We start from the raw sequence: 14,829 nt of genomic DNA, 5'->3' as shown, positions 1-14,829 counted from the left end.
CATACGTTAGTATATTATATTCGCATCATGGCAAGAATCAAAACAGAAAAAAATATCTCGCGTAAGGAAGTGATCGTGGCAAAAGCCGCGTCCCTGTTCAGGGAAAAAGGATTTAAAGCAGCCAGTATGCGCGACCTGGCCGAGGCTGTGGGTGTTGAGGCCGCCAGCCTTTACAATCACATCAAATCAAAAACAGAATTACTGCATGAACTCTGCTTCAGTGTTGCTAACCGTTTCATGCATAATATCGATGAAATTGAACGCGAAAACAGCAGTTCACTCGAGAAGATCGAAAAACTGCTGCGCTTTCATATCAATGAAATGATCCATCACTATGAAGAAGTATATGTGAGTGACCGCGAATGGAAACACCTGGCAGATCCTTACCTGTCTAACTACCAGAACCAGCGCAGGATCTACCGCAAACGTTTCGCCTCCATCATTGAAACCGGTATCCGGGAGAAGGAGATCAAAAAAATTGATGCACCTACGGCTGTTCTCATCATGCTGCACGCCATCAGCGGCATTGAAAGCTGGCACCGTTCCACCCAACGGATCAGTGCCGCCGAACTGGAAGAAAATATGATCACTATACTGGCCGGCGGTTTAACCAATAAATAGTCTGCCGGTTTTAAAGTCTTTATTTATGTCGCTCCATTTCCACCCTGTAAAAGTGAAAGATATCCGCAGGGAAACCAACGATTGTGTATCCATCAGCTTCGATATCCCTGCCCAACTGCAGGAAACCTTCGCTTATACCCAGGGCCAGTACATTACGCTCCGTACACATATCAACGGTGAGGAAGTCCGCCGCTCTTATTCTGTTTGCAGCAGTCCGCTCGATCATGAACTGAGAATTGCCGTTAAACAGGTAGCGCATGGCACATTCTCTACCTATGCCAACGAGGAATTACGAAAAGGCGACACGCTCGAAGCCATGCCGCCGATGGGTAAGTTCTTCACTCCTCTTTCACCCGCCAACAGTAAAAATTATACAGGTTTTGCAGCAGGAAGCGGCATTACGCCATTGCTTTCCATCATCAAAACCACTTTGCGCACAGAACCCGGAAGCAGCTTCACGCTTGTGTACGGTAACAGGAACAGGCATTCCATCATTTTTAAAGAAGAACTGGAAGCGCTGAAGAACAAGTATATGTCGCGCTTCCGCGTCATCTATATCCTGTCGAGGGAAAAGACCGATGCGGCCATTCATTTCGGCCGGATCGATGCTGAAAAATGCAGTGCCCTTTGCGAAAAAAATATCGACCTGCGCAGTACGGACGATTTCTTTCTCTGCGGACCGGAAGAAATGATCTTTTCTGTTAAAGCGCAGCTTGAACAACTTGGTGTAGACAGTAAAAAAATTCATTTTGAACTCTTCACAGCGCCGGACCAGAAGAAAGCAACAGTGGCTGCCAGCGATAAAAGCGGCAGGCCCGATGCCAGCAGCAACATCACCATCCGGTTAGATGGCGTCAGTTTCGGATTTGAACTGCCTTTTGAAGGCCCGTCCATCCTCGATGCCGCACTGAAAAACGGTGCCGATCTGCCCTATGCCTGTAAAGGCGGCGTTTGCTGTACCTGCAGGGCCAAACTGGTAGAAGGTGAAGTGGATATGGACGTGAATTACGGACTTGAACAGGAAGAAATTGAGCAGGGCTTCGTACTGACCTGCCAGTCGCACCCGAGAACGGAACGGGTGGTGCTCGACTTCGATGCCAAATAAACCAAGAGGCCCCCGTTTGCTGCCGGGGACCTCTAAACCAACTGAACTATAGAAACCTATTGATTATTTTTCGGGTGTATACAGGCTTACGCTTCCGTAAACAGATACTTTCAGGATCTTTTTGGTATCACCTTTTGTAAGGGAAACAAAGAATTCGCGGTCGCCGTCACGATCAAACTCGATCGTTTCCTTCACTGTATAATCGCTGTAATTTTTCTTGATCTTCTGAACGGCGTTGAGTGGCAGTTTTTTGAATTCAACCGCACGGCTTACACCGATCGACTCACCTGATGGAGAATAGAAAGCTTCTACTTTCTCATCGTTCAGGGTAAACGTAAAGCGGGTGTACATTTCCGTTACGTTCCAGGTAATATCTTTTGCATCCGAGAACTGAGATTCGAAGCTCATTTTTACTTTGTAGCTTACTTTGTTTGCATCAGCAGCAAAAGCGCTGGTACCGAGTGTGGCAGCAACCAGTACCGCCAGGAATAACTTTTTCATGATTTGAATGTTTTTTTTGATTTGAATATTTTTTAAAGACCGTCGTTTCGTTTTGACAAATCAAAAGTAGATCGGCGCAATGGCATGCACAGCTCAATTGTGACTAAAATCATCCTTTCAGAAGTCCTTTGTTATGAACGGTGTTAAAGGAATTGTTAATGCAGGTTAATACTCAATTCAAACCCAATACCAGTAAGGATTACAACAGTTTTCTTAATGAAATTATAAAAGCTGTTTTTACGTGTTTTAAAGCGGACAGTCAGTGTCCGCTTTAGGACGAACGGTAAGCCTGTGCCACATTTATTTTGCAATGCCGGCAAGTATTTAGACATTTGTCTAAATACTTGTTCCTTGAACAGCATTTTTAAAGCATTGAATGACCCCACCCGGAGGGAAATACTGGAATTGCTGCAGGAGCGCGACCTGACGGCGGGAGAGATTGCGGAGCATTTCAGCATTTCCAAACCCAGCATATCCCATCATCTGGATCTGCTGAAGCAGGCCGGGCTGGTTGTTGCGATGAAGGAAGGACAGTTCATTTATTATTCTTTGAATACCTCTGTGATGGATGATATCCTTCAATGGTTGATCCGTTTTACCAGAACTCAAAAAAAGAAGCTATGAGCAAAATCTCCAGGACCGATGTGGCAGCAGCGATCTTACTCCTGCTGCCGGTTGTATACCTCGCCTCGGTGTACCATTCATTAGCCGACACGGTTCCCATGCATTTCGGCCTCGATGGTAAGCCTGACCGTTATGGCAGTAAAAAGGAATTATTGGGCGTTCAGGCACTGATGACCGGCGTTGGTATCTTTTGTTACCTGCTGATGAAATACCTGCCCAGGATCGACCCCAAAAAATCGGCCCGTTATTCTGCAGGAACACTTAAAAAAATCGCGTTGGGCACAGTGGTATTCCTGGCTATTGTGAACGCTTTCATTATTTACAGTGTCTCCGGCGGCAAAACGGACATCGCCGGCAAGGCAGACCTGATCCTCCCGTTAACAGGGCTTTTCTTTGCTTTTATCGGCAACGCCATGAACAGCATCAAACCTAATTATTTCGCAGGTATCCGCACACCCTGGACACTGGAAAGCGAAGCCACCTGGCGCGCCACCCATCGTTTGGCGGGCAGGTGCTGGGTGGCGGGCGGTCTGCTTATCTGCATACTCACGCTGTTATTACCGGCCAAAGCGTCGATGATTGCCTTCTTCAGCATTACGGCCATCATCAGCCTGGTACCGGTGATCTTCTCGTACCAGTATTATCAGAAACATAAAAACGACCTTTCATGATAAAACGCTTTTTTTCTGTCCTGCTTGCGACAGCCTGTTTTTCATTTGTAACGGCCCAGGAGATAACCGGCACCTGGCAGGGAACGATTTCTGCAGGCGGTGTAAAGCTCCGTTTTGTAATGCACCTTAAAAATGCTTCCGGAGTTTACATTGCTTCATTCGACAGCCCCGACCAGCAGGCATTCAATATACCTGCTACCAAAACAACAGTACTAGGCGATAGTGTGATCGCCGAAATTGCCAGTATGCGGGGCGGGTATACAGGAAAGTGGAATCAGAAAGACAGCATCACAGGCGTGTTCATGCAGGGCGCCGCGCGGTTGCCCCTTGTATTGCTCCGCTCCGATAATGCTGTGCAGCCTCCACCGGTAGTTGTTAAACCGCAAACACCCAAACCTCCGTTTCCTTACCAGGCAGAAGACATCAGCTATACCAATGCCGATAAGTCCGTCCGCTTCGGCGCCACACTCACCAAACCGCAGGGCCCCGGCACTTTCCCTGCCGTGATCCTCATATCCGGAAGCGGGTCGCAGGACAGGGATGGAGGTCCCGGCCCGCACAAAACCTATGCAGTACTGGCCGATTATCTTACCCGTCAGGGTTTGGCTGTTTTACGCATCGATGACAGGGGTATGGGCAAATCGGAGTTGGGGAGCGATATCGACAATATCACCACGGAAACAATTTCCCGCGATATAGAAGCCGGCCTCGATTACCTCTTCACACGTTCAGATATCGACAAAAAAAGAACCGGTCTGATCGGGCACAGCGAAGGAGGCATGATTGCCCCGATGCTTGCAGCAAAACGTAAGGATATTGCTTTCATTGTATTGCTGGCAGCACCGGGTATTAAGTGCAATGAGATCTGGAACTACCAGATGCAGCGGAATTTTATCCGGCCCGGACTTAATGCAGAGGAACATGCCAAAGCGGCGGCGCTGCTTAGCAGCGTATTCAATATGTTTATGAAAAGCACCGGTCATGAAGAAATCCGCGCCGGCATCAATACAGTTTACACACAATGGAAGGCAGCAGTGCCCGATTCAACGGAAAAAAAGCTCCTGGTTGTTCCGGGCGTACAACCATACCTGGCGCTTGAAGAGCAGATGAAAGCAGCTCGTGCGCTGAAATGGCTGAATTATTTCCTGAATTATGATCCAGCGGTAAACCTCAGCAAAATAAAGATCCCGGTACTCGCACTCAACGGCGAATACGATACACAGGTAACGCCCAATAATAACCTGCCCGCCATACAAGCTGCGTTACAAAAAGCGGGCAACAACCATTATACTGTTAAAAAACCTGAAGCCGTCAATCACCTGTTCCAGACCTCCTGGAGCCCGATGGCAGAATACGATAAGATAGAAGAGACCTTTTCCGTGACTGTACTCGAAGAGATAGGTAACTGGATTAAAAAAACGACACAGCAATAACATAGAAATATGTTGTAACTTGATATCAGAAAGGGCCGGTAATAACTGGCCCTTTCTGGTTTTATTATGAATTATCTCGCCCACGCATATCTGTCCTTCGGTGATCCCGGCATACTCACGGGTAATATGATCAGCGATTTTATAAAGGGAAAGAAACAATATGATTACCCGGCAGATATCCGGAAAGGGATCGTGCTGCACAGGCGGATAGACGAGTTCACCGATAGCCATGCGGCAACAGCGGCCGGCAAACAGTTCCTGAAAACGGCATCGGGATTGTATGCCGGCGCATTTATGGACGTAGTGTATGATCATTTCCTTGCACTAGATCCGACCATCATGACCGAAGCGGAATGGCTGCAATTTACCACCGCTACTTACCGTACCCTGCAAAGCCGTCACGGGTCATTACCCGAACAGTTCGCGCTTATATTTCCCTGGATGCAGCAGCACGACTGGCTTTACAATTACCGGTTCAGATGGGGAATAGAAAAAAGTTTCGGAGGCGTTGTAAGACGGGCGAAGTACCTGGACACGGCCGCACCTGTGTTCCGGCTTTTTGAAACACATTACGAATCATTGAAATCCTGTTATGATGATTTTTTCCCGGATGTTAAAAAATTTGCCGCTGCTCAATTCGATGTACTGCTGAATGACCAGTCATTTTATCTTTGATGAAATTTAACAATATGAGACCTATTCTCTCTTTACTGTTGCTGTGCTGTGTAATAAGTGCGGAAGCGCAACAAAAGCCGACAGAGCTCGATAAATCACCCATGGATATGAGCTACTGGCCGGCCAACTACCCGGTTCTGAAAATGAGCGGCAAGGCCAAGGACCAGCCTGAAGCGCGGGTGATCTATGGCAGGCCCCTCAAAAGCGGCCGGGTCATTTTCGGATCTATTGTGAAGTACAATGAACTCTGGCGTCTCGGGGCTAATGAAGCAACGGAGATAGAATTCTTCAGGAACGTAAAAGTTTCGGGCAAACCGGTAACCAGGGGGCGCTATACGCTGTATTGTATTCCGGCTGAAAATAAATGGACCCTGATCCTGAGCAAGGATAATTACTGCTGGGGGAACTTTACCTACGACAGCCGTAAAGATGTGCTCAGAACGGATGTAGAAGTAGACAAAACCGCAGATAACGTGGAAGCTTTTACTATTTATTTCGATGATACGAAGAACGGAGCAAACATGATCATCTTATGGGATGATGTGAAAGCTGTGTTGCCGATCACTGAAGCAGAACCTGCCGCACCTGTTAAAAAACCGGCAGCCGTTAAAAAGAACTAATTTTTCAAACCATAAACATATTCCCATGAAACTTGCTACCAAATATATACATGCAGGCACGGAGCCGGATCCTTCAACAGGAGCCATCATGACACCGATCTACCAGACATCAACCTACGTACAGGAAGCGCCAGGTGTAAACAAGGGCTATGAATATGCGAGAAGCCAGAATCCAACCCGCAAAGCGCTGGAAGATGCGTACGCACAGATCGAGAACGGCAAGTTCGGCCTTGCATTCGGCAGCGGCGTAGCAGCTACGGATGCTGTGATCAAACTGCTGGAACCCGGCGATGAAGTGATCGCGGCCAATGACATGTACGGCGGCACTTATCGTCTGTTCACCAAAATATTCGCGAAATACGGGATCAGGTTCACTTATGTGGATACCACTGATGTTTCCAATATCAGCAAAGCACTTTCCCCGGCAACAAAACTGATCTGGATAGAAACGCCGACCAATCCGCTGATGAACATTACCGATATCGCGGCAGTAGCAGCTATCGCTTCTGCGGCCAATGTGCTGCTTTGTGTAGACAATACTTTCGCTTCTCCTTACCTCCAGAACCCGCTCGATCTTGGTGCCGATATTGTGATGCATTCTGCTACCAAATACCTCGGCGGCCACAGCGATGTGATACAGGGTTGCCTGGTGATGAATGATGAAGCATTAAGAGAGAAATTGTATTTCATACAGAAAAGCTGCGGCGCTGTTCCCGGCCCGATGGACTGCTTCCTCGTGTTAAGAGGCATCAAAACCCTGCATGTACGCATGCAGCGCCATTGCGAGAACGGCGAAAAAGTAGCACATTACCTGCGCAACCATTCCAAAGTAGGCAAAGTATACTGGAGCGGTTTTGAAGATCATCCGGGTTATGCAGTTGCATCGAAACAAATGCGCGGCTTCGGCGGAATGATGAGCTTTGAACTGAAAGACGACAGTGTGGATGAAGCAAAAAGAGTGCTCGCGGCTACCCGCATCTTTGCGCTTGCGGAAAGCCTTGGTGGTGTTGAATCTCTCATTAACCACCCGGCATCCATGACGCATGCTTCCATACCGCGTGAAGAGCGTATCAAAAACGGGCTGAGCGACAGCCTGATCAGGTTGAGCGTAGGCATTGAAGATGCCGCAGACCTGATTGCAGACCTCGCACAGGCGATCGGTTAGGAGATCACATGAATATGTGGGTCATCATAAAAAGAGGATAAGAGCCGGTGCTCTTATCCTCTTTTTCTACATTTCATCCGCTAAAAATTGCCGTTCCCTCAATAAGACAGAAAGTCTGTCAACCGCTGCCGGAACTTTACTTCTTATCAATAGTTACCCACGATGAAACGGTCCTTATTGAAAGCAGCATTTTTTGTATGCAGCATTTGCCTGGTGGCTGCTGCCTGCACAAAATATCTTACGGGCAGCGGGGCCATTATTACCGAGAACAGACAGGTTTCTGCATTTGATGAAGTGAGGATAGACGGCGATGCCGACCTGGAAATCAGGCAGGGTACTTTACAGCAGGTGACTGTGAGCGGATACGAGAACCTGGTTCCCGTTTACAGGACAAGTGTCGCAAACAGGTTGCTGGTGCTTGGCTTTAACGACGATGTTTATAATATCAGGAAGAACAATATCAAAGTGCAGGTAATAGTACCGGATATCAAATCGGTTCTGATACATGGCTCCGGCGCTGTGAGCATCAATGGTTTTCTTACAGGTACCAGCCTGAAGATCCGCATCAACGGATCGGGTAATATCGATATCGGTAATTCCGCATTCAATAAAGCAGCATTTGAAGTGAACGGATCGGGTAATATCCGCGCATCCGCTATCCCTGCGGGCGAAGTGGTGGCAGATATCCATGGTTCCGGCAATATCGAAGTGAACTGTTTGCAAAAACTGACCGCACGCATCAACGGTTCGGGCAGTATTGATTACTGGGGCAGCCCCGGTTCGGTAGATACACAGATCAGCGGCAACGGCAGGGTGAGAAAGCGCCCGTAGCTATTTCAATATCTTTGTGCTTTGAGCATTAAAATTCTACTAAGTGGCGCAAAGCAAGTTCGATCTGAAAAAATTCCTGGATGAAAAAGCAGCGCAGTATAACCGGCCTGCATTTCTTCTCGAAGACCCGGTATGCATCCCGCATCTTTTTACACGTAAACAGGACCAGGAGATCGCCGGTTTTTTTGCAGCTGTTTTTGCATGGGGTAACCGCACTACCATTATCAACAAATCGAAAGAACTCATGTCGCTGATGAGCAATGCGCCATACGAATTTTGCCGCAATGCAGGTGCCAGTGAACTGAAGCGGCTCGAATCATTCAAACACAGAACATTTACTGCAACCGATCTCTTATACTTCGTTGAATTTTTCCGGTTTCATTATGAACAGCAGGATTCTCTCGAAGCTGCCTTTATGATAGATGCAGAGGAGAACGGCGCTTTCAGTATGGAAGCCGCGCTGAACCGGTTTCATCATTATTTCTTTTCCCTGGAACATGTGCCCGGCAGAACACGTAAACATATTGCAGCACCTTATAAAGGATCTACCTGTAAAAGGCTCAACATGTTCCTGCGCTGGATGGTACGCAATGATAACAATGGCGTGGATCTGGGGTTATGGAAACGTATCGCTCCGTCACAACTGATCTGCCCGGTAGACCTGCATGTGGCGCGGGTAGTACGCCATTTCAATTTACTCAGCAGGAAACAGACGGACTGGCTGGCTGCGGTTGAACTCACAGCACACTTACGCGAACTGGATCCTATAGACCCTGTGAAATACGATTTTGCCCTTTTTGCATTGGGTGTGGTTGAACGCTTCCAATAAAAAGCCGGCCCTGTTAAAAGGCCGGCCACAATTAGCTGAGCAGGTTCTCAGAAAAGGAGCAACCTTTCTCTGCCGCCTATTTTTTGTTTGGCAGCACCCATGTTACGCACATTATAAGTAAACGACAGCATAAAATATCTTTGAAGCACATTACTGGAGAAATCATTAATGGTATTTGATGTAATGGCGCGGGTAACATAATTATTCCTGTTGAGAATATCGTATACCGCCAGTTTCAGCACGCCTTTATCTTCTTTCAGCATCAGCAGGCTCAGCGCAGCATTCCAGTAGATATTTGTTTTAGGTATGCCAGGCGCCGTAATACTGTTGTACCGGTAAGAAGCATTCGTTTCCCACACAAATTTTTCAGGCAACCGGACGATGATTTCGCTGTTGATATTATGCGTGGTAAGAGATGTGCTTTTAAACTGCTGGTTGGAATAAGTACTTTTTGAAATGGTTGGATTGTAAGAAGAACTCAGCTCTACCTTGTCTTTCCAGTTGGCAGTAATGGCCATGGTAGGTGTAATACTCACCACACGCACGTCACTCATGTTCTTGTTGAACAACATCGGCGTTTTGCTGTAGTTGGCAAATAAGCTGGGCGCCAGGGTGAATATGAACCGCTGGTTATTCTTGAACTGTCTTGAATACCTGAGACTACCATTGGTACTGAATAAACCATTCACATTGATCGGCGTATTGGTTTGTACACCGTTGCTGCCGAGCGTTACATCATAGATAACCGCATTGTCTGTAAACCCTGTATTCACATTGAAGCTGATGGTGGTGCTTGTCTTAACATTGTAGATGGTACCATTCAGGTTTAAACTGCTACGTTTTGACGGATTGAGCGCCGGATTTCCATACATGATATTGAACGGGTTTGAATTATCAGGAACCGGCGCCATGTAGCTGATCGATGGTGCAAAGACATCCTGCGAGAAACCGAAACTGAATCGCTTCCAGTTAAGACTTACGCCCAACAGCAGGTCGGAATAATGATTCCTCGAATTGGTGCCGGGTAATATCGAAAAGCTGTTATTGATCCATTGCTGCAGCCAGGTAAAACCCGTGTTCAAGGTAACTTTGTTCAGTTTGTAGCTCAATGCAACATTATTGTTCCAGCGCGTTTGCTCACGTTGCAGTCCGCGGCTCAGGCTCATATCCAGGCTGTCGTATTCGTTTGTATTCACATGTTTTCCGAATGTATACACATCCTGCACCTGCTTGCCGTAATCCACACGCTGGTTGATCCTCAGTGTAACAATCTTTGAAAGCTGGTCGCTGTAGTTTGCATTGAGGTTCATGCTGGTGGAAGGCGCATTGGTGGTTCTGAGCTGACGGAAGAATGTGGTATATGAGGTGGGATAGAAAAAGTCGTTATCCGTCTCCGTAATATAATTAACCGGGTTCGTTGCGAGGTTCAGCGAATGGTATATAGACAGGTTCCTGGTTTTTTTCCTGAAACGCCGCGTAAGGGAAAAACTATGATAATAGGCGCGGTTGAATGCGTCTGAATTAGACGAGCCATCTACATTGGTAAGCGCCCCGAGCTTATTGTTCACAACCACCGTTGTGTTTGTACCATTGCTTCCATTTCCTATATAGCTGAACGATGCACTGAAAGTGATGTTGGTGAGAGAATCAGGCCGCCAGTTGGTTCCGGCATTTACATTGTATGAATTACCGGTATTGAGCGCCTGGTTGCGGTTACGGGTATTGATGGTAGTATCGCCGATGAACTTCTGTGCATTGCTTTCAGATTCTACCACAGACCTGGTGTTCCCGTAAAAGAATTGTCCGAAGAATGAGAGGTTTTTATTAGGGGCGTGATTGAGGTTAACACCGGCCCCGGTTGCACGTGTAAGGCCTGCAGAAGTTCCGCCGAATGATATACCGTTGAGTGCAAAACCATCACGGCCGCCGCCGCTCCAGATAGACATGGATGAAAAGCCACTGCGTTCAAAACCGCCCAGCTGTGTCACATCTTTCATATTAAAACTGCTGCGGTTTACATTATTGCTGAACCCGATCAGGCTCATCTGCAATGTATCGCGGTAGATATTGGCAATACCGCCAGCTTCATATCTTTCATCCGTACCGCCACCGGCATATAGTTTACCGAACCAGCCTTTTTTAACGCCTTTCTTTAAGGTAAGGTTGATCACTTTCCCGATCTTGCTCATATCTCCATCGTTGTTCAGGGCCATCTCATCTTTATCATCCATCACCTGTATCTTATCTACAAAACTGCTCGGTAGGTTACGTGTTGCCATTTTGGGATCATCACCGAAAAAACGTTTCCCGTCTACCAGCAAACGATTCACTTTCTGGCCGTTGATCTTAAGATCGCCATTTGCATCCACTTCCATGCCCGGTACTTTTTTAAACATATCTTCCACTAAGCCGTTTGGCAGTGTTTTGAATGCAGATGCATTGAACTCGATCGTGTCTTTCTTGATAATGACCGGCGGACGTTCTGCCGTTACGATGATCTCGTCCAGATCTTTTGAAGTGCTGATCAGTTTTACCAGCCCAAGGTCAAGGCCAGGATTCGCATCCGATAAAGTGAATTCTTTTCTGAATGCCTCGTACCCTGAATAAGTAGCCATTACCCGCAACGGCACATTCAGCGGAAGACCCGGTATTTTGAACACCCCGTTCTCATTCGTGAGCCGGTACGTTACAACGGTTGTATCACGGGCTGTAAAAACTGTAACAGTGGTCAGTGGTAACAGTTGCTTTCCTGTGCTGTCAGACACTTTGCCGGAAATATTTCCCGTTTGGGCAAAACTGATGGCCGACATACAAAGAGCAGCAGCAATGGTTAGTAGTTTTTTCATAAAGCAATTATAACTAAAAATATAGTTTAAACTAAAAAAATAGTTGTTAAATCGGTCAAACTGATTTTACAGACGCTGATTCTTCTTTTTTCCATATCCGACCGCGCTGTTTCTGTCAAAAAAAAAGCCCCCGCAGAGAACTGCGGGGGGCTGTCATAAACCATACTAGGCAATCAGAGAAAGAAAAATGTTTTCTGCGACCCACCAACTTTTCCGCCTTTGAAACTCCGGATATTATAAGTGAACGTGAGCATGAAATAACGCTGCAGTACATTGATCTGCCTGTCGTTGATATAGTTGTCGGCAGCATAACGAAAGATCGATGTGTTCTGGTTCAGCAGATCTGATACAGAAAGTTTCAGCTGGCCTTTATCTTCTTTCAGGAACAGGAATGTAACACCTGCCCCAAGCAGCGCCACTGACTTGGGCATACCCGGCGCTACCTGCGAGTTGTAACGGTAATTCAGGTTGCTCTCCCATACAATGCCTTTGGGCCAGCGCAATACTATATCCGTATTCAGGCTGTGTCGGTTTACATCAAGATCTGTGAAATCATTGCTCTCGTACCTCGTTTTGTTGTAACCGCGGGTATAGGCAATATTCCACTCAATTTTATCTTTCCAGTTAATGCCACCGCTTACATAAGGGTTGGCATCGATAGTAGTGGTTGCACTTTTCCGATTATTGATCAGAATAAGGTTCCGGTTGTAGTTTACATTATATCCCGCTCCGATCGTGAACTGAAAGGATTTATTCAGCTTGAATTGCTTGTTGAAATAAAGGTTGCTGTATATAGAATAGATATCATCCGAATTAACAGGCATAGTCGTTTGTATACCGTTGGCGTCGATGGTCCTGCTTCTGATCACTCCGTTATTTGTAAAACTTCCGTTCAGGTAACCGGTAAGCAGCAGGCTTTGCTGCGGGATATTTTTAAAGAAACTGAAACTTACATTATGTCTTTCCGCAGGCAGCAGATCCGGGTTCCCTTTGTTGATGTATAACGGGTTGGTATTGTCCGCTACGGGTTGGATATCTGATAAGGACGGCGGGGTTATACTTTTGTCGTAACTGACATTAAAGATCTTCCAGTTCACGTACAGACCCGGCAGGAAATAAGTATAATGCATTGGTACTTCTTTCCCCGCAGAAATAAATTTATTGGAAAGATCCAGCCAGAGCAGGTTACCGGTTGCAGTTACCGTGAGTGCTTTATACTTCCAGATCAGGCTGCCTGCTGCTGTATTGCGCAGGTTTGTGCGCTCGATATTATTGGTCAATAATGGATTGATCTGGTCGTACTTGCCGTTACCCCCGTTCTTGTTAAAAGTAGAGAGATCGTCTTTATTCACCGTATAGTTCAGCAGGTAAGCCAGCCTGAGCGAAAGGCTTTTGCTGATCGGTTCATAATACATGGTATTTAATGTTACCTGTGTTGTAACCAGGTCGCGGTCGCGCAGCTGGTCTAACGTAGTTGAGCCTGTGGGGTAGAAAGTATTCAGTACGTTATTATACTGATCGCTGCCTGTTGCATCATTATACAGGTAATTGTAAACATTCAGCGATCGGCCTTTTTTTCTGAAGGTTTTATTGAGCGTGAGTGAATGATTGTAATTCACATTATGTCCGTTCACCTGCTGGCGGTTGTTACTCTGGTTCAGCAGTCCGTCTTTATTGCTTTCGGTACTGATATTTGTAAGGCGGTTGCTTTCCTGGTCCGATATTACAAGTCCCGGGCGGAATTCAAGCCTGGTAAGACTATCGATCCTCCATTTCAATCCCATTCCAAACCTGTGATTGAATGTTTTTTGTACTTCTTCCCGTTTTTGGGTTGTGGTGAGTATTGTATCGCCGAGAAATTGTTTCCTGCTGTTCAGTTCTGTAATATCATTTCGGGTCTGGCCATAGAAGTATTGGCCATTCAGGGTAATATTCTTTTTGAATTCTGTATTCAGGTTAAAGCCGCCGCCGGCTGAAGTCTGCACACCTTCTCCTATTCCGCCGAAAGAAATCCCGTTTACACTTAATCCGCCACCGCTGGTTGACGTAATGCTATTGATACCGCTTCTGTCGAACCCGCCCAATGAACGGATATCATTAAATCCGAAACCGGCTTTGTTCAGGTTATTCGCAAACCCGAGCAGACTTAACTGCAATGTATCGCGGAAAGTATTGATGATCCCTCCTGTTTCATAACGCTCGTCTGTGCCGCCGCCGGCATATGCTTTACCGAACCAGCCTTTCTTTACATCTTTTTTCAGCTTCAGGTTAATGACCTGGCCGATATCTGATTTGGGTTTATCCGGGTTCTGCTCTGCATCTTCCTTATCTTCCACCACCTGGATCTTTTCAATTACATTGGCAGGAAGGTTACGCGTAGCCATTTTCGGATCGCCCCCGAAAAAATCTTTTCCGTCTACCATGATACGGTTCACTTTTTTTCCGTTCACGGTGATATTCACATCTGCATCGAGCTGTACACCCGGCAGTTTTTTCAGCAGGTCTTCCACCAGCGCAGAAGGCAATGTTTTAAATGCCGACGCATTAAACTCGATGGTATCTCTTTTTACCACTACCGGCGGACGTTCTGCTATAACCAGCACTTCATCCAGTGTATTTGCATTGGTGACCAACGCAACAGTGCCGGTATTCAGTTCGGATTTTTCGGCCGTCAGGCTGAATTCCTGTCTGTATACTGCATAGCCTGAGTAAGAAACGATCACTCTTAATTGTTTTGAAAGAGGAAGTCCGGTCACCTTAAAATCGCCGCCATCATTACTGAGACGATAAGTGACAAGTGTGGTATCTGCTGCGGTAAAAACAGATACGGTTGCAAGTGAAAGAGGTTTGCCGGAGACGGAATCAACAATCTTTCCGCTGATCTGCCCCGAGTTCTGGGCATGCACAA

The 14,829-nt window shown here is 46.7% G+C and carries 13 protein-coding genes; 10 read left to right on the top strand and 3 right to left on the bottom strand.

The window, feature by feature from the left end; all coding sequences use genetic code 11:
- The first annotated feature begins 27 nt into the window (after positions 1-27).
- Both B5D42_RS00730 and paaE read left to right on the top strand, forming a co-directional pair.
- On the top strand, positions 28-621 hold the full coding sequence (locus tag B5D42_RS00730; protein WP_078829509.1) for a TetR/AcrR family transcriptional regulator: 594 nt from the start codon (positions 28-30) through the stop codon (positions 619-621).
- Positions 622-646: 25 nt separating this feature from the next.
- Positions 647-1,726 carry a 1,2-phenylacetyl-CoA epoxidase subunit PaaE gene (gene paaE, locus B5D42_RS00725; protein WP_078829508.1) on the top strand — a complete coding sequence of 360 codons (1,080 nt, stop codon included), beginning with the start codon at positions 647-649 and terminating at the stop codon, positions 1,724-1,726.
- Positions 1,727-1,789: 63 nt separating this feature from the next.
- On the opposite strand, the gene B5D42_RS00720 is transcribed toward paaE, so the two are convergent.
- A complete protein-coding gene (locus B5D42_RS00720) occupies positions 1,790-2,227 on the bottom strand; it encodes a hypothetical protein (protein ID WP_078829507.1) in 438 nt (145 codons plus the stop codon).
- A 351-nt stretch (positions 2,228-2,578) separates the two neighbouring features.
- Between B5D42_RS00720 and B5D42_RS00715 the strand changes: the two genes are divergently transcribed.
- From B5D42_RS00715 to B5D42_RS00680, 8 genes are all read left to right on the top strand, one after another.
- On the top strand, positions 2,579-2,851 hold the full coding sequence (locus tag B5D42_RS00715) for an autorepressor SdpR family transcription factor (RefSeq protein ID WP_078829506.1): 273 nt from the start codon (positions 2,579-2,581) through the stop codon (positions 2,849-2,851).
- Complete coding sequence (locus B5D42_RS00710) at positions 2,848-3,522, top strand: SdpI family protein (RefSeq protein WP_176112863.1); 675 nt, start codon at positions 2,848-2,850, stop codon at positions 3,520-3,522. Before B5D42_RS00715 ends, B5D42_RS00710 begins: the two co-directional genes overlap by 4 nt.
- Positions 3,519-4,955 (top strand): alpha/beta hydrolase family protein, encoded by a 1,437-nt coding sequence (locus tag B5D42_RS00705; RefSeq protein ID WP_078829504.1) that lies wholly within the window; start codon positions 3,519-3,521, stop codon positions 4,953-4,955. The genes B5D42_RS00710 and B5D42_RS00705 overlap by 4 nt, the downstream gene beginning before the upstream one ends.
- A gap of 66 nt (positions 4,956-5,021) precedes the next feature.
- Positions 5,022-5,630 carry an acyl carrier protein phosphodiesterase gene (locus B5D42_RS00700; RefSeq protein ID WP_078829503.1) on the top strand — a complete coding sequence of 203 codons (609 nt, stop codon included), beginning with the start codon at positions 5,022-5,024 and terminating at the stop codon, positions 5,628-5,630.
- A gap of 14 nt (positions 5,631-5,644) precedes the next feature.
- Positions 5,645-6,250 carry a DUF2911 domain-containing protein gene (locus B5D42_RS00695; protein WP_078829954.1) on the top strand — a complete coding sequence of 202 codons (606 nt, stop codon included), beginning with the start codon at positions 5,645-5,647 and terminating at the stop codon, positions 6,248-6,250.
- Positions 6,180-7,415: a cystathionine gamma-synthase gene (locus B5D42_RS00690; RefSeq protein ID WP_441295783.1), complete on the top strand. Its 1,236-nt coding sequence runs from the start codon at positions 6,180-6,182 to the stop codon at positions 7,413-7,415. Before B5D42_RS00695 ends, B5D42_RS00690 begins: the two co-directional genes overlap by 71 nt.
- Positions 7,416-7,577: 162 nt before the next feature.
- Entirely contained in the window at positions 7,578-8,246 is a 669-nt protein-coding gene (locus B5D42_RS00685) for a head GIN domain-containing protein (RefSeq protein ID WP_078829501.1), read from the top strand.
- A gap of 43 nt (positions 8,247-8,289) precedes the next feature.
- The gene (locus tag B5D42_RS00680; RefSeq protein WP_078829500.1) at positions 8,290-9,075 is read left to right on the top strand and encodes a TIGR02757 family protein; all 786 of its coding nucleotides are present in this window, start codon (positions 8,290-8,292) and stop codon (positions 9,073-9,075) included.
- A 47-nt stretch (positions 9,076-9,122) separates the two neighbouring features.
- Here the strand turns inward: B5D42_RS00680 and B5D42_RS00675 are convergent, their stop codons facing one another.
- Together B5D42_RS00675 and B5D42_RS00670 are read right to left on the bottom strand one after the other, a co-directional pair.
- Entirely contained in the window at positions 9,123-11,921 is a 2,799-nt protein-coding gene (locus B5D42_RS00675) for a TonB-dependent receptor (RefSeq protein ID WP_078829499.1), read from the bottom strand.
- 173 nt (positions 11,922-12,094) lie between these two features.
- Positions 12,095-14,827 carry an outer membrane beta-barrel protein gene (locus B5D42_RS00670; RefSeq protein WP_176112861.1) on the bottom strand — a complete coding sequence of 911 codons (2,733 nt, stop codon included), beginning with the start codon at positions 14,825-14,827 and terminating at the stop codon, positions 12,095-12,097.
- Positions 14,828-14,829 lie beyond the last annotated feature (2 nt).

The sequence above is a fragment of the Sediminibacterium ginsengisoli genome, from assembly GCF_900167075.1.
Lineage (GTDB): Bacteria > Bacteroidota > Bacteroidia > Chitinophagales > Chitinophagaceae > Sediminibacterium > Sediminibacterium ginsengisoli.
This window is presented reverse-complemented; position numbering and strand designations above follow the sequence as displayed.